The organism is Bacterioplanoides pacificum, assembly GCF_042648445.1.
GTDB lineage: Bacteria > Pseudomonadota > Gammaproteobacteria > Pseudomonadales > Oceanobacteraceae > Bacterioplanoides > Bacterioplanoides pacificum.
This window is the reverse complement of sequence record NZ_JBHRYB010000015.1, coordinates 73,161-91,882: the sequence shown is the minus strand read 5'-3', so window position 1 is coordinate 91,882 and position 18,722 is coordinate 73,161. Positions and strand designations below refer to the sequence as shown.

Genomic DNA, 18,722 nt, shown 5'->3' with positions numbered 1-18,722 from the left:
CTATCCTAAAACGCGTTTGATGGTGCTGAGCAGCTGATCCGGATTAAAAGGTTTAACAATCCAGCCGGTTGCACCTGCCTGCTTACCCTGCATTTTCATATCCCCGGCCGACTCCGTTGTCAGCATCAGGATAGGGGTAAATTTATAATCGGCCAGCTGGCGCAGCTCTTTAACCAATTCGATGCCATTCATATTCGGCATATTGACGTCTGACAGCACCAGGTCGAAGCGATTTTGCCTGGCAATGCTTAAGGCCTCATTCCCGTCGCAGGCTTCCATCACCTGATAACCGGCGCCTTTCAGAGTAAAAGACACCATCTGTCTCATGGATGCGGAATCATCGACAGCTAAAATACTTGCCATGTGGGAGAACTCCTGTTCGTTCTGACTACTTAATTGGGTGCGTTTAATCCGAGTGACTGGCATAGCCCGAGATAGGCCGATGTTTCGCGCAGGTTATCGCTGACAGCGCTCCAGTGAACGCCATGGCCTGTTTTCTCCGCTTCACGTTTCAGGCTGATCAACAACTGCAGTCCGGCGGTGTCACAAAAACCAACATCGGCGGCATCCAGTTCGATATCAACGTCAGAGCTCAAAGCACCTTCCATTGCACTATAAAGTTGCTCGACATTTTCGATGCTGAGGCGTTCGCCACAGTGGATACTGATTTTTTCAGGCATATACATCCTCTGGTTTCTATCCGGTCACTCACCAGTAAGATTAGACGCCAGCAGCAAAGCTGCTAAAAAAACAGTAAAGGAATGGAGTTTTTATCGGCTTTTCTCAGGGGAAAGCGGACATTTCAGGAACTTCCGGAGCGAAATGCCATCCGGTTAGCCCACTCATCCGCTTGCTTCTGAGCATTTTTCTCTTGCTGCTGGTCAAATTCGGCGTCCAGTTTTTCCAGCAGGTTGTGCAAAGCTTTCAGCTTGCCATGCTGTTGCAGATAACGTTGCTGCGCATGTTCCACCTGCTGTTGCAGCAGGATAAGTTGCTGTTGCTGCTGGCTCAGTGCCTGGCGGATCTGGCCGATAAACCCCAGCGCATTCTGAATATTGCCGCCGTTCAGTTTACGCTCGGAAGGTAAGGCGATGGCGCGCTGGTATTCGGCCACATAGCTGTCGAGCTGTTGTTTTTTATCTTCTTCCTGCTGCAGCTGCTGCTGTAACCGTCCCCACTCCGCCAGTGCCTGTTGCTCAGCTTTTTCAGCCAGATCAACCACCAGCTTCAGCCGTTTTGCCCGCGGATGGCGGTTCATGCATTAGCCTCGGCTTGCGCCGCCGGGTCAGGAAACAGATTCTGCAGCTGCTGATAACTTTCCGTTAACGAGGCCCCTTCATCCAGCCCCTGACGTAACATGGCTTTAATGGTCGGCATACGTTCAATGGCAGCATCCAGTACCGGATCACTGCCAGCCTGATAAGCACCAACACTGACCAGATCCTGATTTTCGCGGTAATGAGCCATCAGATGTTTGCACAGCTGTGCTTTTTGCAGCCAGGAGGTATCCACAATCTGTGGCATAACCCGGCTGACGGAGGCTTCGACATCAATCGCCGGGTAATGACCTTCTTCTGCCAGCTTACGCGATAACACGATATGACCATCCAGAATCGCCCGGCTGGCATCCGCAATCGGGTCCTGCATATCATCGCCTTCGCTCAGAACCGTATAAAATGCCGTAATAGATCCGCCACCAGCTGCGCCATTACCGGTTCTCTCGACCAGCTTCGGTAGTTTGTTAAACACCGACGGTGGATAGCCTTTGGTTGCCGGAGGCTCTCCGACCGCCAGTGCGATCTCCCGCTGGGCCTGGGCATAACGGGTTAGTGAGTCCATCAACAACAGGGTATTTTTACCCTGGTCACGAAAATATTCGGCCACGGAGGTGCAATATTGTGCGGCCCGCAACCGCATCAGCGGCGAATCATCGGCCGGCGAGGCGACCACCACTGAACGCTTCAGGCCCTCCTCACCAAGAATTTCATCGATAAATTCTTTAACCTCACGACCACGCTCACCGATCAGGCCAACCACCACCACATCGGCATCGGTAAACCGGGTCATCATGCCTAACAGTACCGACTTACCGACACCACTGCCGGCAAACAGGCCGATACGCTGACCACGACCAACCGTCAGCATGCTATTGATCGCCCGAATGCCGACGTCTAACGGCGTCCGTATCGGATCGCGGTGCAACGGATTGATCACCCGCCCCTGCAGATTACCGGGCAGCGGGTTATCCAGCGGACCTGCTTCATCCAGAGGCCGGCCGGTACCATCCACGACCCGGCCGAGCAAACCATACCCCACCGGCACATGTGAGCTGGCATGCAGCGGCCAGACCCGGGCTCCCGGGCGTAAGCCATCCAGCTGTTCGATGGGCATCAGAAAAATTCGTTGTTCGTCAAACCCGACCACCTCCGCTTCGACATCTTCACCGGCGTCACGCTGCACCATACAGCGATCACCAACGCGGACATTCAGACCAACAGCCTCGAGCGTCAGTCCTACCATTCGCACCAGCTGACCCGCCACTCTGGGGTGGTAATCCGCCTCTGGTACATCAACGGCCCGCCAGCGCTGACTAAGCATCAGCTTCTCGATCGCTTAGGTCTGAAGGTTGACTGAGGTTCTCCTGAGAGGCAGCGGTTAGCGGGATGTCGTCGTCGGCTGAAACATGCGTTGCATCGTCTTTAGCCGGCAGTGGCTGATCTAAATCCGGCTGTGGGTGTTCGGCTGCTTTAAGCAACGCAGGGATAAAACCCTCCAGCAACTGAGTCAGCGCCTGAGGTGCTGAATAGTCGATCAGGGTATGGCGGGTTTCAACACGGCACTCACCGGGCTGCAGCGCCGGATCGGTATGAAAATGCAGGTCACTGGCAAACGCGCTTTTATCCACATGAGTGATATCGTTGCTACTGAGATACACCTGAATATCACTTTCGCCGCCAGGCAGCTGCTGTAACGCCTGATGCAGATAACGATTAATCGCACTCTGGCTGACCGTCAGCTCATGTTGCAGTACCTGCTGACAGAGCTGAGAGACCAACCCGGTTAATACTTCCGGCAGTTGCTGATCACGCTCGATCACTCCGGCCTGCAGTACCCGGGTTACCTGAGCCAGTTGCTGGCACTGTTGATCGATCTGTTGCTGCCCTTGTTGCAACCCCTGAGCTTCACCCGCCTGAAAGCCCTGCTGGCGGCCTTCCTGTTCGCCTTTTGCTCGGCCTTCGTCCAGTCCCTGCTGCAACCCCAGCTCATGGCCCTGTTTTTCCCCCTGTTGACGCCCTTCCACCAACCCTTGCTCCAGGCCGGCGTTATAGGCATCGCGACGGATATTTTCCAGCTCTTCGGCGGTGGGCAGTGCTAACTCAGACTGTGCCTCCTCATTCGCCTGCTGCTGTGTCTGCTGCTTTTCCTGCTGTTCTTTCTCAATCAGCCAGGCAGGTTTTTCCGTCCAGAACGGCAAACGCCAGGGTTTAACGTCTTCTTTGACTTCATCCTCATGCAGCGGATGGTAATGATGTGGCTGGCGAATTTCGGTCATGTCTGTGCTCCGTGATCACAACATTGCGTTATCACAACATCGCTTCGCCACCACCACCCAGAACAATCTCGCCGGCATCGGCCAGACGACGGGCAATGGTAAGGATCTCTTTTTGCGCACCTTCCACTTCGCTGACCTTGACCGGCCCTTTGGCTTCAAGGTCATCACGCAGCAGTTCGGCAGCCCGTTTCGACATATTTTTGAAGATTTTTTCCTGCACTTCCGGTGCGGCGCCTTTTAATGCCACCACCAGCAGGTCGGTGGATACTTCGCGCAACAGTGCCTGTACCCCGCGGTCGTCGATATCCACCAGGTTGTCGAACACAAACATCAGATCCTGAATCTGGGTCCCCAGATCTTCGTCCACTTCTTTGATCTGTTCCAGCAGATCGTTGGCGATGGTACTGTCGACCATATTGACAATATTGGCCGCCACTTTGACGCCCCCCATTGTTGTGGTCTGGCCACCGGCATTGCCGGTAAACTGGCGCTCCAGAATGTCGTTTAATTCCTGTAACGCAGCGGGCTGCACCGCTTCCAGTGCAGCCACCCGCATGACGATGTCGAGACGCACTTTTTCGTCGAAGTTGGTTAACACTTCTGCCGACTGATCAGAGTCCAGATAGGACACGACAATGGCCTGAATTTGTGGGTGTTCGTGACGAATAAGATCGGAGACCTGGCGCGGTTCCATCCATTTAAGCGAATCCAGTCCGGTGGTATTACCGCCCAGCAGAATACGATCAATCAGGGCACCGGCTTTATCGGATCCCAGAGCCTGAGTCAGCATATTACGGATGTAAGCATCAGAGCCGAGCCCCATACCGGTCTGGCCACTGACAGATTCCAGAAATTCAGCCACCACACCTTCAACCTGAGCCTGATTGACATTGGTTAGTGTGGCCATGGTGGTGCCCACTTTCTGCACCTCTTTCGGACCCATGTGCTTGAGAATTTCAGCAGCATCCTGCTCACCCAGCGTCATCAGCAACACCGCTGCCCGCTCAACCCGGTTGAGTGTGCCCAGTGCTGTTTCGCCGTTTTCTGCTGCATTTTCCTCAGCCATCGCTTTCATTCACCCATTTAATAACGGTTTGCGCTACCCGCGCCGGATCTTCGGCAATCAGGCCTTTCAGAGCATCCAGCTGCCGTTCAAAGCTTTCTGAGGCACCCGGTAACAAAAATTCATCCATGCCAGCCAGCGTGACTTTTTCTTCATCCAGACCCGCTTCAGCATCCTCAAGCTCTTCCAGCAAACTCAATTGCTCGTCATCGCGGCCACGATTGGCAATACTTTTAATAGTAGGCCGAATCACACCAAAAATAAGTACCAGAATAAATAGTCCGGCAAGAATTTGTTTCATGATTTCCCAGAACCACGGCTGGGTCCAGAAGTCCGGATCACCGAGAGAAACCTCACCGGATCCCATAAAGGCCGAGTTAATCACATTGACGCTGTCTCCCCGGGCAGCACTGAAGCCAACAGCATCCTTCACCAGTACTTCCAGGCGCTGCAGATCGGCTTCCTGCCAGGGCACATAAACCGTATCACCATCAGCGTTCAGGGTTTCGCGATCATTGACCACCACAGCAACCGTCAGACGGCGGATGCGGCCTACCTGATGCTGTTTAAAACTCAACGTACGATCGACTTCATAGTTGCGTGTGGCTTCCGAGCGGCGGTTGACATTGGCACCAGCAGCGCCACCAGCACCCGTGGCCTGTTCAGGAGCGGCGGCGTCCTGTGGCGGCTGATTCGACAATGCTCCCGGAATACCGCCATTCTGCTTACCGCTGTTTTCTTCATCAATTAACTGCTCACTGCGCAGGGCAATTAAATCCGGGTTATACAGCTCTTCGGTTTGCTCCTGTACGGTAAAATCAATATCGGCCGAGACTTCGGCTTTGTAGTTTTCCTGACCCAGCACCGGACGCAGAATATTATTCACCGCCTGAGCCACAGAATCCTCAACTTTTTCGGTGTATTCCAGCTGTCTGGTGGCCAGCATTTCTTCGCTCTGTTCTTCGGCTTTAGACAACAGATTACCGTGCTGATCAACCACTGATACATCAGCCCGATCCATTTCCGCCACACTGGAAGCAACCAGGTTAACAATCGCCTCAACCTGATTTTTTGACAGTTCCCGGCCTGGGTATATTTCAACAAAGACCGATGCTCTGGGTTTGCGATGGTCGCGCACAAACACCGACTGTTTTGGCAGCGCTAAATGTACCCGGGCATTACGCACCGCTTTTACCGACGTAATCGTGCGCGATAATTCACCTTCTAAACCACGCCGATAACGGGCATTTTCAATAAACTGCGAGGTGCCTAATTTGCTGTCCTGATCAAGTACTTCCAGGCCCACGGTTTTATCATCGATCAGACTGGCTGATGCCAGCACCATGCGCGCGTCGTGCAGGTCACCGGCCTGCACCAGCAGAATCTGCGAGCCGGGATCAATTTCAAACGGAATACCTTCACGCTGCAGGACTTCAATAATATCCTGGGCGTTATGGTCCTGCAGACGGGTAATTAAGGGTTTATAAGTCGGATCCTGAGACCAGATCATAATGGCAATCGCCAGCGCAATCACCAGTGCCACACCGGCGATAACCCCGACCTGGCGGACGATGGTCAGTTTATTAAAACCACTCAGTACCGGATGAGCGCCGTCTTCCGGAGCGCTATTCTGAGCCGGTAAATCCGGATCGGTACTGGCCGGATTATCGCTGCCGGGCTGGGTTTGTGCCGGAACGTTTTCCATAGCTTAACCCCTGCTTACACCGGCATATTCATAACGTCTTTGTAAGCTTCAACCAGTTTATTACGCACCTGGGTCATCGCCTGAAAAGACACTGAAGATTTTTGCATAGCAATCATAACTTCCGGCAGATCCACTGATGGATCCCCCTGTTCAAAACGCTGCTGCAAATCACCGGAGGTTTTCTGATTTTCGTTGACGGTATTAATGGCATTGGTAAACATCTGCTGAAAATCCGGTGCACTGTTTTCCGTGCTGGCGGTTTTTTCCAGCCCGGAAACGGCCTGTGGCCGTACCTGATCCACCTGACTGGCCTGATTTTCGTGATTACTGCGGATCTGGTCTTTAACCTGACGCATCTGCATCAGTACGGCATTCACATCAACACGATTATTAACCATAACCCTTACCTCACTGCCCTGATGGGAAATCAACTATTTAATGACGCAGCTTTATAAAATAAACGTCATTTTTTTAACTCTTATTCGTTGATTGCAAACAGCTTGCCAAAAATCAGATTTTTATTGCCGGCCTTTTTCAGGCCAGCACCATAGTCTCAACATCAATACCCTCATCGCGCAGCCGCGCAACCTTATAACGCAGTGTCCGTGGGCTGATCCCCAGCCGGTCGGCGGCTTCTTTACGACTTGGTTCTTCTTTCAGGGCACGAACAATCAACTCAACTTCGCGGTTTTTCAGGTCGCTGCCAAGCTGCCCCTCATCCAGCGTCATCATTTCGGTGGTTGAGACATTATCGAGCTGACGGTTTTTAGGCACAGGTGTCAGAATAAAATCATTGGCCTGCAGTTGCGGGCCGGTCTGAATAATCAGCGCCCGTTGCATCGTGTTGTCCAGTTCACGGACATTCCCGGGCCACGGATGAGATAACAACTTCTGCTCAGCTTCGGGCAGCAGTTGTGGTACCGGACGCTTCATTTTTTGTGCATGATGGGCTAACAGCCGCATTGCTAGAGGCAGAATATCGTCACGCCGTTCACGCAGAGGCAACCATTGCAGAGGGAACACACTGAGGCGGTAATATAAGTCTTCCCGGAAATTACCGTCCGCCACATAGTCTGCCAGTTCACGGTTAGTGGTTGCGATAATACGCACATCCAGATCGATGACCTTTTTCCCACCCAAGCGCTCAACCTGACGTTCCTGCAATACGCGCAATAATTTTGCCTGCAGACCCATGTCCATTTCGGTAATTTCATCCAGCAATAAGGTGCCACCATCCGCCTGCTCGAATTTTCCCGGCATCGCATTATAGGCCCCGGTGAAGGCACCTTTTTCATAACCGAACAACATAGCTTCCAGCATATTCTCCGGAATGGCGGCACAGTTAATCGCTACAAACGGCTGGTTTTTCCGTTCCGATTGCTGATGAATATAACGCGCCAGTACTTCTTTACCGGTACCACTTTCACCACTGATTAATACCGTAGAGTCCGTTTGAGCGACGCGCTGTGCCAGCTGAAATAACTGCTGTGAAGCCACCGCCTCACATACCGGTTCAGAATCATTACCGCTGTCCGCACTGTGATTAAACGGTTTTAATAACGCATCCAGCTCGGCCAGTTCAAACGGCTTCATCAGATAATCATTCGCGCCACGCTGCATGGCTTTCACTGCCTGCCCCACATCGCCGTAGGCTGTCATCAATACCATGGGCAACCAGGGATGTGCCTGCTTAACGCTATCCAGCAACTCCAGGCCATCCATTCCCGGCATATTGATATCCGATAACACCAGATCGAGACTCTGCGCCTGCACCATAGCCATACCCTCAATACCGTTTGGTGCCTCTAATACCTCATGACCTTTAATCATCAGAGTGTCAACAATAGCCTCACGCAGCCGCGGATCATCTTCTACCACTAAAATACGCATATTTTTCTCCTCTGCCGTCAGGCCTGTTGTTGTCGGATAATCGGCAACGTCAGCCCGGCCGATACACCACCCAGCTCACTGCCGGATAACTGAAATTCACCCTGATGGGCCCGCACAACCGCCTGAACCACAGCCAGCCCAAGGCCGGTGCCATTACTTTTGGTGGTATAAAACGGCTCCATCATTTGTCGCATCTGTTCTTCATTCAGACCCGGGCCGTTATCCATCACCTGAATCTGTAACTGCCCCTGATCACAGCGGAAGCGAATGATCAGTTCAATCGGATATTCACCGGATTCCAGTGCATTGTTCACCAGGTTCATCAAACTGCTGATTAACGCATCTTTATTACATACCAGCTGCAGCTCACCCAGCTGATTGTCGATCTGGCAGCGCGCCTGATACTGCTGCACAGCAATTTCCATCGCCCCTTCCAGCCCGGTAATTAATTCCGTCAGGCTGATGGCATCATTCAGCGGGGCTTCTCCACGGGCAAAAATCAGCATGTCGCGTACCTGGTTTTCCAGGTGACGCAGACGCTCCTGCAATTTTCCGGCAAAGCGGCTACGGGTATCATCGTTAAGAGAGTCAGTCGCCAGGTGACCGGCATACAAGGTGGCGGCAGCCAGCGGGGTACGAATCTGATGTGCGAGAGAAGCCACCATTTTCCCCATCGCTGATAAACGTTCATGCTGACTCAGCTGAGACTGTAACGCCCGGGTTTCAGTCATATCCGTCAGCAGAATCAACTGGCCGTAGTTGTTCGCCATTGCCGCCGTGCGCAGATTAACCTTACGACCATCAACCAGTGAGATTTCATGACCATCGTCACTCTGAGGTTTAAAACAGCGCTGGATCAGATGTACCCAGCGTTGTCCTAATAAGGTGGGGGACGCACTGGCGGATAATAATAAATCGTCAGCGGCCGGATTGGTCTGGCGCACAAACCCATTTTCATCCAGCACCAGCACTCCGGCCGGCAGCATGGTTAATAAGCTTTCCAGCCGGTCGGCCAGCTGTTCTTTTTCCGCCAGCTCATGCATCCGTTGGGCTGACACACTGGCCAACTCGCCACTGAGTTGCTCAACTTTATTTTCCAGAAAGGCGTAGGAATCGGTCAGCTGCTGCGACATTTCGTTAAACAGGTTAAACGCCTGTTTCAGTTCAGCCCGGCCCAGCTGTGGCTCGTTCAGCGCAACGATGTCATTGTCCTGACGCAAAGCGGCATTCGCCATAACTACTCCTTACGGATTGTCGGTTATTCGACACAAAAATAATCAGTAAGGACGTTGAGCAATTAGTGTGCCGGGTTTTCAACACCATTCTCAGAGAATCACGGCAATAAAATGTCGTTCTGTATTAACTCTCCGGCTTCAAGACATAAAAAAACCTTCGCAATGGTAAGATTACGAAGGTTTTCAGCGCCCGGATAAGTCCTGAAAGAAGCTTCAGGCGGTATCTTTTTCTTTTCTGGAAATATTGTATTTACGCATTTTTTCGACCAGCGTAGTACGGCGAATATTCAGTTTTTCTGCCGCCCGCGCCACAACACCATTGGCATCGTCCAGTGCCTGCTGAATCAGAGAACATTCAAGATCGGATAAATATTCACGTAAATCCAGTCCGTTAACCGGTAACAAAGCTGGTGAATCGATACCTGCCAACCCGCTTTCGGTTTGCGTAACATCGGCGACCACCGGCATGCTAAAGTTTTCATCGGTGTCATCAACATGGCGGAATTTTTTCGGCAGTTCGTTAACACCCACCACACCATAGGGATGCAGAATCGCCAATCGTTCTACCAGGTTTGCCAGCTCACGAACATTACCGTGCCAGTCATGACGACATAACGACATAATGGCGGCGGAATTAAAACGAATGGAGCCACGCTTTTCATTTTCCAGGCGCGACACCAACTCATTCAGCAGTAAAGGTAAATCCTCAACCCGTTCCCGTAATGATGGCATGTCGATGGGGAAAACATTCAGGCGATAATACAAATCTTCCCGGAAAGTACCTTCTTCAATCATGCTTTCCAGGTTTTTATGAGTTGCGGCAACAATACGCACATTGGCATTCAGGGTTTTGTTACTGCCGACCCGCTCAAACGTATGTTCCTGCAGCACCCGCAGAATTTTTACCTGCATATTCAGAGGCATATCGCCGATTTCATCGAGAAACAGCGTCCCCCCTTCGGCCATTTCAAAGCGTCCCGGGCGACTGTTAATCGCCCCGGTAAACGCGCCTTTCTCATGGCCAAACAGTTCACTTTCGAGTAATTCGGCCGGGATAGCGCCACAGTTAACCGGTACAAACGGCTTATTACGGCGATGGGAATGGTAATGCAGATTACGGGCAACCACTTCTTTACCGGTGCCGGACTCTCCCTGAATCATCACGCTGACATCTTTATCGGCCACCTGCATAATCAGTTCACGAACATGCTGAATCTGGCGACTGGTACCGACCAGGCTGCGGAACAACTGAACCTCTCGACGCTCACCCCGGCTGCGGTTATGCGTGTACTGTTCACGGTACACCTGACAGCGGTGCAGACTATCGAGCAACTTGTTGTAGCTGGGTGGCATTTCCACCGCAGCCAGCACGGCACGACGGATATTTTCCGGCAGGGCTTCAGCCAGAACAGCACTGCCCAGCGATAAAATCGGAATGCCTTTATCCCAGGTCAGCAGTGCTTCAATAACGTCTGCACTGGGAATGCTGTGACTGTCACCCAGTAACACCGCGCTGATTTCGGTGCTATCCTCAATTTTGTCGTCAACTTCCCGGCGCCAATCGGCCGGGCCAGCCAGGATGGCCTCCTCTCCGAGGAAATCGAGAATAACCTTCAGATCATGACGTCGTTGCTCATCGTCATCGATCAACAGAACTTTTATTTCTCTCCACATGGCGACCAGCCCTTTTCTTCCCAACCTGACTCTGAGGCATTAAAAATCTGAATGTTATGGCGTCAGTTGTTTGACTTACGTTACAGCAGTTAAGTACTGAACTCCCGCCAAGTCAATCTTCTGACGTTATTATTTTTGAGTCGTAAAATTTTACAAACGTGTCACTTTATATCTGAATCTGTCGTCAGAAGACAGGGCACTATAGTGTGAATTTCCCGTTAAATTAGCCACTTAGCGCCTTCAGGGAGAGAATTTAACAAGAATCAGACAGTTATCTGGCTGGCCAGCCGGGATTCTGAGTCTGCCTGAGAAACGCTGCTGTGAGATTGAGTTGATTGCAGGTATTCCTGGCGAATACCATCCCACCCCTGTTTCACTTCCAGCATCAGCCCCATCACTTCATCAATCATATCGACATCGTTAAGACGGCTGGCTTCCAGCAGGCGGCGGTTCATATAGTCGTATAAGCGTTCAAAATTATCGGCGATATCACCACCCTGAGAATGATCCAGACTATCCTGTAATGTCTGAATGATTTCCATCACCCGGCCTAGCAGATTGGCTTTGGTATCCATCTCCTTGCGGTCAATAGCGCCTTTCGCCTGAGACATACGGGTCAGCGCGGCTTCCATCAATAACTGAATCAAGCGGTGGGGGTCTGCATCCAGTACTTCAGAGGTTCGGTTTACCTGCTGATACTGCTTCGCACCTGAGTTGTACATGAGTATGTCTCCTGAAAAATTCGCCTCACTTTTCAGTATGACGGCACCACACCAGATTTCTTTAGCGGATTTGTAAGTAAAAAAGGACTTTTACCACTCAGCAGCGGCAACAGCGGCAAATGACCGCCTCTGCAACAACCTGGCTTTGCCCCTGGTAGCATCAATTCGAAAACAAAAAACCTTTAAAATCAACAACTTAATAGTTGGCACGGGCTGTGCTAACCCTATTTCAGACAGCATATTCCATTCATCCGGCAGCCTGCCGCAGATTCGCGACACAGGGGCACGACCATGGCAACGGCACAGCTTAATCTCGACAACCATCCGCAGGATGCCGGTCAACACCAGCACCTGTACCAGCTGGCAAATAAGTTTTATCAGGAGGCCAGTGGCCACCACGATCCCCGCCTGCTCAGGGATGCTGACCAGCTGGCCAATATGGCCTGGCAACAACGTCCGGACTATCTGCCGGGTATCAACCTGCTGAGTCGCATTGCCCTGCTGCAGGAGAATTACAGCAAAGCCTGGGAGTGGATTAATCTGGGTCTGGGTAAAAAGCCCGACAGCATTAACCTGTTGTACAGTGGCGGCCTGGTAGCCCTGGCAGAAAATAATCTCGATCAGGCAGAAGACTATTTCAGCCAGGCTTACCGCATCTCCCGGGTGGCAACAAAAGCAGCCAACTACCTGGCTCGCATCGCCCTGCTAAAGGCCGACTATTTATTAGCGTTTCAGTATTACCGCGAACTGGTTAAAACCCAGAGTGACGACCCGCAGATCCGTGCCGGATTATTTAATGCCGCAGAACAACTGAGTGCCGATTTTTATTCCGAAGAGCTGGAACAGGACCTGCTGCGCTACTTTGATTTCAGCGACGTTGATTATTCCCAGCTGCGGCCATTAGCGACCAGCCTGTTAAAACACAAATTTCAGTTATCGGAATCCGGCTGCCCACTGCAACTTGAATCGCTGGCGAGCGATACGTTATTGCTGACCTGCCTGGAAAAGTTTTACTTCTGCGATCCGCTCATGGAAAAACTGCTGATTACTTTGCGTCAGAGTATTTTCATTTCCAGCAGCTCGCGTTTATCCATTGCCTCAGAGCTGATTCCTCTGGCCACTGCACTGGCCTGGCAAACCTGGCTGAATGAATCCGTCTGGTATCAGACCGAACAGGAACACAAACTGCTCGACCAGCTCAGCCAGCTGGCCAGTCGTATGACACGCCTGGCAGATATCAGCAATCAGGACCTGTATCCGGTATTACTGTTGTTGTTTATGTATCAGCCCCCTCAACACAGCATTATCGCAACACAACTGGATGCCCAGGCACTGGCCTGGCCGGTTGATTTTGGCAGGCTGGTTGAAACCGCGTTATTGCAACAACAACGAATGCAACGGCAGCAGCAATTACTGGCCAGCTTTGGCAACAGTCAGAATAGTATTTCTGCCCGGGTGGCCGAGCAATACAATAACAACCCTTACCCTCGCTGGACGGATATCGGCTACAGTCAGCCAAGCAGCTATCAACAAGCATTGGTGCGATTATTTCCCCAGGCATTACAGGGCTATCAACTGGCCTCACCGGCCAGCGTTCTGGTGGCAGGCTGTGGCACCGGGCGACACGCCCTGCGTCTGGCGCGTTATTTTTATAATATGAACGTCACCGCCATCGACCTCAGCCACAGTGCACTGGCGTACGCCAAAATAAAAGCGGATGAATACCGGGTTAATAATATTCAGTTTTTGCAGGGGGATTTATTACTCAGCGAACGCATTGGTCAGCAGTTCGATGTTATCGAGTGCTCCGGTGTATTACACCACATGCAATCCCCGTCAGCCGGTTTGGCCGCTATTAAACGGCAACTAAAACCGGGTGGATTAATTAAAATTGCCTTGTACAGCAGCGCCGCACGGAAAGCCATCAAACAGTTACGTCAGCAACTGGGGGAACAATTACCGGTCAGCGCAGATGATATGCGCCTGGTGCGTGAAGCATTATTGCAAGGGTCTTTAGCCGGAGACTGGCAGGAGCTGTTCCAGTCGGCAGATTTTTACAGCCTCAGTGCCTGTCGCGATTTATTATTCCACCAGCAGGAGCACACCTTTACTTGCCTGGAAGTTCAGCAACTGCTGAATGATAACGGGCTGGAGTTTATCGGTATGATTCCGCAAGGTGATTCCGAACAGCTGGCTCGCCAACGGTTTAACAAAGCCGGGCATCAGCTGACACTGGCTGAGTGGCATCAGGTTGAGCAACAGAAACCTGGCTTATTTGCCGCGATGTATCAATTTTATGTGCGTAAGCCGTTGTGATACTAACGCCTAAGAAGCTAAAACAAACTTACGTCTCATTACCACGCAGAGCGTGGGAACGAGGCCGGTAGCAACATCATAAAACTCACTTAATGTTGAAGCCGTGCTGTGTTTTTCCAAAGCAGCAGCAGGATGCTGCGGTAGCGCGGCAGGGCCATGGATGGCCCTTCGGCGCGGCGGCTGAAAAATTCAGGGCGGATACAACAGAGGAACGTTACTTAAGTATCACTACAGTTGCCAGTTGATCGGTGCCTGGCCCTGATTGACTAAATACTGATTAATGGTCGAAAACTGACGCTGACCAAAAAACCCCCGATGCGCTGACAGCGGCGACGGGTGAACGGACTTCAGCACCAGGTGTTTATTCTGATCAATCACCGCACCTTTCTTCTGGGCGTAACTGCCCCACAATACAAACACCAGACCCGTGCGTTGTTCGTTTAATGCTTTAATCGCTGCATCGGTGAATTCTTCCCAACCCTTCTTCTGGTGAGAGCCTGCTTTGCTGGCTTCTACCGTTAACATAGCATTGAGCAATAATACGCCCTGATCCGCCCAGGGTGTCAGATCACCTGTACCAGACATCTGAATACCCAGGTCGGCATTAATCTCTTTATAGATATTCACCAGTGACGGCGGAACTTTCACACCATCCGGCACAGAAAAACTGAGTCCCATTGCCTGGCCGGGGCCGTGATACGGATCCTGACCAATAATCACCACCCGCACCTGATCAAACGGCGTATGGTTAAAGGCGTTAAAGATTAACGGACCCGGAGGATAGATTTCTTTACCCGCCTGCTTCTCCGCCCGCAGAAATTCACGCAGATTATGCATATAGGGTTGCTGCAGCTCGTGGCCCAGCACCTGCTGCCAGGAAGGATGAAGTTCGCCCGCTTTGGCCATCATAAATTCCTTGAAAAAAGTCGGATAAAAAAACAGGCAGCTTAAGCCACCTGTTTTTATAATATTCACCCCAGCGATCCGTTCAACTGAATCGTTAACGAGGCCCCGGTAACCGGATTAGATTCAGTCCGCTAATGGCTTCATATGCGGGAACAAAATCACGTCTTTAATGGTATGACTGTTGGTGAATAACATCACCAGACGGTCGATACCAATTCCCTGACCAGCTGTTGGTGGCATACCGTACTCCAGCGCACGGATATAGTCGTCGTCGAAGTGCATCGCTTCGTCGTCGCCTGCGTCTTTTTCTTCCACCTGCTTACGGAAACGTGCTGCCTGATCTTCGGCGTCATTCAGCTCCGAGAAGCCGTTGGCCAATTCACGGCCACCGACGAAGAATTCGAAACGGTCAGTCACAAATGGGTTATCGTCGTTACGACGCGCCAATGGCGATACTTCCCATGGGTATTCGGTAATAAAGGTTGGCTGATCCAGCTTTTCTTCCGCGGTTTCTTCGAAGATTTCACAGATGTATTTACCTGGGCCCCAGGCCGCTTGCTTCGGAGAATCCGGCACACCCACTTGTTTGGCGTAGGCTTTTAACTGCTCGAAGTTTTCTTCCGGGTTATTAAAGACAGTGACGTCAAATTCCGGATTGTACTTCATCACCGCTTCCACCATAGTCATACGCTGGAATGGCTGAGCGAAGTCGTATTCAGACTCACCGTATTTAATGGTGGTGGTACCCAAAACCGTTTCTGCAATAGTACGCAGCATATCTTCGGTCAGGTCCATCAGATCATGGTAAGTTGCATACGCCTGATAGAATTCGATCATGGTGAATTCTGGGTTATGACGTGTGCTCAGACCTTCGTTACGGAAGTTACGGTTAATTTCGAACACTTTATCGAAACCACCCACAACCAAACGCTTCAGATACAGCTCCGGCGCAATACGCAGGAACATATCAATACCCAGTGCATTGTGGTGGGTTTCGAATGGCTTGGCCGTTGCACCACCCGGGATGGTTTGCAGCATTGGCGTTTCTGCTTCGATATAACCGCGCTGCGACAGATAGAAACGCATGGTTTCAATGATCTTCGAGCGGATCATAAAGGTGTTGCGGGTTTCTTCATTAATGATCAGATCGACATAACGCTGGCGGTATTTCATTTCCTGATCCGCCAGGCCATGGAATTTATCCGGCAGCGGGCGCAACGATTTGGTCAGAATAACAAAGTCATTCAGTTCTTCGATCTGAACGTACAGTTCACCTTTCCCGGATAATTGCAGTGTACCGCTGGCGCCAATGATGTCGCCGATATCCAGCTTCTGCCAGGCGTCACTTTCTTTCTGCAGTGGTTTACCCATGTAAACCTGCAAGCGGGACGTGCTGTCCTGAAAACCAACAAACGGACCACGTTTGCCCATCACACGCCCGGCAACCGAGACTTTAATGCCGGCTTCGGCTAATTCTTCTTTAGTCTTGTCGCCGTATTGTGCTTTTAACTCCGCCGCCAGATTTTCACGCTTAAAATCATTGCGATGGCCATTGGCTTTGCAGTTTTCACGCATTTGCTCAAGCTTCTGACGACGCTCGGCAATTAACTTATTTTCTTCTGCGTTTTGAACTTCAGGAGCAGGAGTGTTTTGATCTGTCATATTGAATTCCAAATTCTGTTCTGTGCCGAATTCTTTTAAGCCTTCAGGTAATGATTTATTTCATTTTCAATTGAAGACTGCACAAGCACTTCACAAGATTTTTTCACTCGCACCCATCGTAAGGCCCATCCCTGTGCCTGCGATGGGCACGCAACATCCTGTTGCTGCTTTGAAAAAACTTCTGAAGTACTTATTGTTTATTAGCTACGTTTGCTACAGTGTTCTGCCTTTAATCAAAGACCCTGCTTTAAACTTGCCTCAACTCTTTACCTGTTTTTATCGAGGCTACGTTTGCCGCAGCGTTCAACCTTTGATTAAAGACCCTGCTTTAAACTTGCCTCAACTCTTTACCTGTTTTTATCGAGGCTACGTTTGCCGCAGCGTTCAACCTTTGATTAAAGACCCTGCTTTAAACTTGCCTCGATAAAGGCATCTAAATCACCGTCCAGTACCGCCTGGGTATTACGGTTTTCGATACCGGTGCGTAAATCTTTAATACGAGCGTCATCCAGTACATAAGAACGGATCTGGCTGCCCCAGCCGATATCAGACTTAGTGTCTTCCAGCGCTTGCGCTTCCGCACTGCGCTTTTGCAGTTCCAGCTCGTATAACTTCGCCTTTAACTGCTTCATCGCCTGATCTTTGTTTTTGTGCTGCGAACGGTCGTTCTGACACTGAGTCACAATATTGGTCGGTAAGTGAGTAATACGTACCGCCGATTCCGTCCGGTTAACGTGCTGACCACCCGCACCGGAAGCACGGTATACGTCAATCCGCAAATCCGCCGGATTAATTTCGATATCAATATTGTCATCCACTTCCGGCGACACAAAGACAGAAGAGAATGACGTATGACGACGGTTACCAGAATCGAATGGTGATTTACGCACCAGACGATGAACACCGGTTTCAGTGCGCAACCAACCGTAAGCGTATTCACCTTCGACCCGAATGGTGGCGCCTTTAATACCAGCGACTTCACCCTCGGAGACTTCCATCAGCTCACCTTTAAAACCATGCGCCTCAATCCAGCGCAGGTACATACGCAACATCATGTTGGCCCAGTCCTGCGCTTCGGTACCGCCCGAACCTGACTGAATTTCAACATAACAGTTGTTTTCGTCCAGTTCGCCGGAGAACATGCGGCGGAATTCCAGCGTTTCTAACTGAGCCTGCAGAGCGTTCAGCTCTTCCCGAACATCATCAACCGTACCTTCGTCGTCTTCTTCAACCGCCATATCCAGCAGATCACGACTGTCATTCAGGCCGTTATCGAGGGTATCGATGGTTTTAACCACGGCTTCCAGTGACGAGCGTTCTTTACCCAGTTCCTGAGCACGTTCCGGATCATCCCAGACATCCGGTTGTGCCAGTTCCTGTTCTACCTCTTCTAAACGCTCAGTTTTGGTAGCGTAGTCAAAGATACCCCCTAAGCACGTCCGTACGCGCTTGCAGGTCTTTAATCTGTTCGACGATCGGATTGATTTCCAAAGCTCGGCCCTACTTCTGTCTGGTTGTGGAGTCACCGCCTGGCTGTACAGCGGCGGTCAAAAGAGGCGGCATTTTACCTGAGCTGAGGCCAGGATGCGACCGTCTCACCGACCACGGTTTCAATCTAGATAAGCCAGGGGTATCAATACGAATAAGCTGTCATTTACGAAACTGATTACAAATGCGAATACAAACTTATTGCAAATTCTTCGCATTCCCCTTAAAGTTCAATCCATAGTCATTCTCATTCAGATTTTCATCAGGACTGGCCGCATCTATGTACGTGTGTTTATGCAAAGGCATCACTGAACAGCAACTGCAACAAGCCGTCGAACAAGGCGACAGCTATGCGCAGATCCGTCAGAAAATGGGCGTTGGCACCGACTGTGGCTGCTGTGGCCAGAGTGCCAAGCAAATGATTCGCGAGCACATCAACAAAATGCCGGTTTGTGAATTTGCCGAAGCCAGCTGAAGCGAGACGCTAACCCCAAAAAACCAGCCCAGT

17 protein-coding genes are annotated in these 18,722 nt (G+C 51.1%); 2 read left to right on the top strand and 15 right to left on the bottom strand.

The annotated features are described in order from the left end of the window. The 12 genes from ACFOMG_RS15335 to fliS form a co-directional block, all read right to left on the bottom strand. Positions 1–363, bottom strand: coding sequence for a response regulator (locus tag ACFOMG_RS15335; protein WP_376867902.1), 363 nt, complete (start codon positions 361–363; stop codon positions 1–3). Between the two features lie 29 nt (positions 364–392). Continuing rightward, positions 393–680, bottom strand: coding sequence for an STAS domain-containing protein (locus ACFOMG_RS15330; protein WP_376867901.1), 288 nt, complete (start codon positions 678–680; stop codon positions 393–395). A 122-nt stretch (positions 681–802) separates the two neighbouring features. Beyond that, positions 803–1,258, bottom strand: a complete 456-nt coding sequence (fliJ, locus tag ACFOMG_RS15325; RefSeq protein WP_376867900.1) for a flagellar export protein FliJ — start codon at positions 1,256–1,258, stop codon at positions 803–805. Next, positions 1,255–2,598: a flagellar protein export ATPase FliI gene (gene fliI, locus ACFOMG_RS15320; RefSeq protein ID WP_376867898.1), complete on the bottom strand. Its 1,344-nt coding sequence runs from the start codon at positions 2,596–2,598 to the stop codon at positions 1,255–1,257. The genes fliJ and fliI overlap by 4 nt, the downstream gene beginning before the upstream one ends. Next, positions 2,591–3,553 (bottom strand): FliH/SctL family protein, encoded by a 963-nt coding sequence (locus tag ACFOMG_RS15315; RefSeq protein ID WP_376867897.1) that lies wholly within the window; start codon positions 3,551–3,553, stop codon positions 2,591–2,593. Before ACFOMG_RS15315 ends, fliI begins: the two co-directional genes overlap by 8 nt. 31 nt (positions 3,554–3,584) lie before the next feature. After that, on the bottom strand, positions 3,585–4,619 hold the full coding sequence (fliG, locus tag ACFOMG_RS15310; protein WP_376867895.1) for a flagellar motor switch protein FliG: 1,035 nt from the start codon (positions 4,617–4,619) through the stop codon (positions 3,585–3,587). Next, the gene (gene fliF, locus ACFOMG_RS15305; protein WP_376867893.1) at positions 4,612–6,321 is read right to left on the bottom strand and encodes a flagellar basal-body MS-ring/collar protein FliF; all 1,710 of its coding nucleotides are present in this window, start codon (positions 6,319–6,321) and stop codon (positions 4,612–4,614) included. The genes fliG and fliF overlap by 8 nt, the downstream gene beginning before the upstream one ends. A 14-nt stretch (positions 6,322–6,335) precedes the next feature. Continuing rightward, positions 6,336–6,719 (bottom strand): flagellar hook-basal body complex protein FliE, encoded by a 384-nt coding sequence (gene fliE, locus ACFOMG_RS15300; RefSeq protein ID WP_376867891.1) that lies wholly within the window; start codon positions 6,717–6,719, stop codon positions 6,336–6,338. 136 nt (positions 6,720–6,855) lie between these two features. Beyond that, positions 6,856–8,211: a sigma-54-dependent transcriptional regulator gene (locus tag ACFOMG_RS15295; RefSeq protein WP_376867889.1), complete on the bottom strand. Its 1,356-nt coding sequence runs from the start codon at positions 8,209–8,211 to the stop codon at positions 6,856–6,858. Between the two features lie 17 nt (positions 8,212–8,228). After that, complete coding sequence (locus ACFOMG_RS15290) at positions 8,229–9,446, bottom strand: sensor histidine kinase (RefSeq protein WP_376867887.1); 1,218 nt, start codon at positions 9,444–9,446, stop codon at positions 8,229–8,231. A gap of 213 nt (positions 9,447–9,659) precedes the next feature. Further along, the gene (locus tag ACFOMG_RS15285) at positions 9,660–11,120 is read right to left on the bottom strand and encodes a sigma-54 dependent transcriptional regulator (protein WP_376867886.1); all 1,461 of its coding nucleotides are present in this window, start codon (positions 11,118–11,120) and stop codon (positions 9,660–9,662) included. A 263-nt stretch (positions 11,121–11,383) separates the two neighbouring features. Then, positions 11,384–11,842, bottom strand: coding sequence for a flagellar export chaperone FliS (fliS, locus tag ACFOMG_RS15280; RefSeq protein WP_376867884.1), 459 nt, complete (start codon positions 11,840–11,842; stop codon positions 11,384–11,386). A 291-nt stretch (positions 11,843–12,133) separates the two neighbouring features. Here fliS and ACFOMG_RS15275 point away from each other — a divergent pair, with 291 nt between their 5' ends. Next, entirely contained in the window at positions 12,134–14,158 is a 2,025-nt protein-coding gene (locus tag ACFOMG_RS15275; RefSeq protein WP_376867882.1) for a methyltransferase domain-containing protein, read from the top strand. 228 nt (positions 14,159–14,386) lie between these two features. Here the strand turns inward: ACFOMG_RS15275 and ung are convergent, their stop codons facing one another. The 3 genes from ung to prfB all read right to left on the bottom strand — a co-directional run bounded on the left by ung (position 14,387) and on the right by prfB (position 18,217). Continuing rightward, positions 14,387–15,067 carry a uracil-DNA glycosylase gene (gene ung / locus ACFOMG_RS15270; protein ID WP_376867881.1) on the bottom strand — a complete coding sequence of 227 codons (681 nt, stop codon included), beginning with the start codon at positions 15,065–15,067 and terminating at the stop codon, positions 14,387–14,389. 120 nt (positions 15,068–15,187) lie between these two features. Beyond that, positions 15,188–16,726: a lysine--tRNA ligase gene (lysS, locus tag ACFOMG_RS15265; RefSeq protein ID WP_376867879.1), complete on the bottom strand. Its 1,539-nt coding sequence runs from the start codon at positions 16,724–16,726 to the stop codon at positions 15,188–15,190. Between the two features lie 395 nt (positions 16,727–17,121). Further along, positions 17,122–18,217 (bottom strand): peptide chain release factor 2 gene (gene prfB, locus ACFOMG_RS15260; protein ID WP_376867878.1). Its coding sequence is split into 2 segments (ribosomal slippage): positions 17,122–18,144 and positions 18,146–18,217, totalling 1,095 coding nucleotides; the frame shifts between segments, so codons are not numbered across the junction. Positions 18,218–18,494: 277 nt separating this feature from the next. Here prfB and ACFOMG_RS15255 point away from each other — a divergent pair. Beyond that, entirely contained in the window at positions 18,495–18,689 is a 195-nt protein-coding gene (locus ACFOMG_RS15255; RefSeq protein ID WP_376867876.1) for a (2Fe-2S)-binding protein, read from the top strand. The last annotated feature ends 33 nt before the right edge of the window (positions 18,690–18,722 follow it).

Bases quoted from the DNA above. Each gene is read 5' to 3' on its own strand.
- ACFOMG_RS15335 (WP_376867902.1), bottom strand. From the start codon at position 363: ATGGCAAGTATTTTAGCTGTCGATGATTCCGCATCCATGAGACAGATG.
- ACFOMG_RS15330 (WP_376867901.1), bottom strand. From the start codon at position 680: ATGCCTGAAAAAATCAGTATCCACTGTGGCGAACGCCTCAGCATCGAA.
- fliJ (WP_376867900.1), bottom strand. From the start codon at position 1,258: ATGAACCGCCATCCGCGGGCAAAACGGCTGAAGCTGGTGGTTGATCTG.
- fliI (WP_376867898.1), bottom strand. From the start codon at position 2,598: ATGCTTAGTCAGCGCTGGCGGGCCGTTGATGTACCAGAGGCGGATTAC.
- ACFOMG_RS15315 (WP_376867897.1), bottom strand. From the start codon at position 3,553: ATGACCGAAATTCGCCAGCCACATCATTACCATCCGCTGCATGAGGAT.
- fliG (WP_376867895.1), bottom strand. From the start codon at position 4,619: ATGGCTGAGGAAAATGCAGCAGAAAACGGCGAAACAGCACTGGGCACA.
- fliF (WP_376867893.1), bottom strand. From the start codon at position 6,321: ATGGAAAACGTTCCGGCACAAACCCAGCCCGGCAGCGATAATCCGGCC.
- fliE (WP_376867891.1), bottom strand. From the start codon at position 6,719: ATGGTTAATAATCGTGTTGATGTGAATGCCGTACTGATGCAGATGCGT.
- ACFOMG_RS15295 (WP_376867889.1), bottom strand. From the start codon at position 8,211: ATGCGTATTTTAGTGGTAGAAGATGATCCGCGGCTGCGTGAGGCTATT.
- ACFOMG_RS15290 (WP_376867887.1), bottom strand. From the start codon at position 9,446: ATGGCGAATGCCGCTTTGCGTCAGGACAATGACATCGTTGCGCTGAAC.
- ACFOMG_RS15285 (WP_376867886.1), bottom strand. From the start codon at position 11,120: ATGTGGAGAGAAATAAAAGTTCTGTTGATCGATGACGATGAGCAACGA.
- fliS (WP_376867884.1), bottom strand. From the start codon at position 11,842: ATGTACAACTCAGGTGCGAAGCAGTATCAGCAGGTAAACCGAACCTCT.
- ACFOMG_RS15275 (WP_376867882.1), top strand. From the start codon at position 12,134: ATGGCAACGGCACAGCTTAATCTCGACAACCATCCGCAGGATGCCGGT.
- ung (WP_376867881.1), bottom strand. From the start codon at position 15,067: ATGATGGCCAAAGCGGGCGAACTTCATCCTTCCTGGCAGCAGGTGCTG.
- lysS (WP_376867879.1), bottom strand. From the start codon at position 16,726: ATGACAGATCAAAACACTCCTGCTCCTGAAGTTCAAAACGCAGAAGAA.
- ACFOMG_RS15255 (WP_376867876.1), top strand. From the start codon at position 18,495: ATGTACGTGTGTTTATGCAAAGGCATCACTGAACAGCAACTGCAACAA.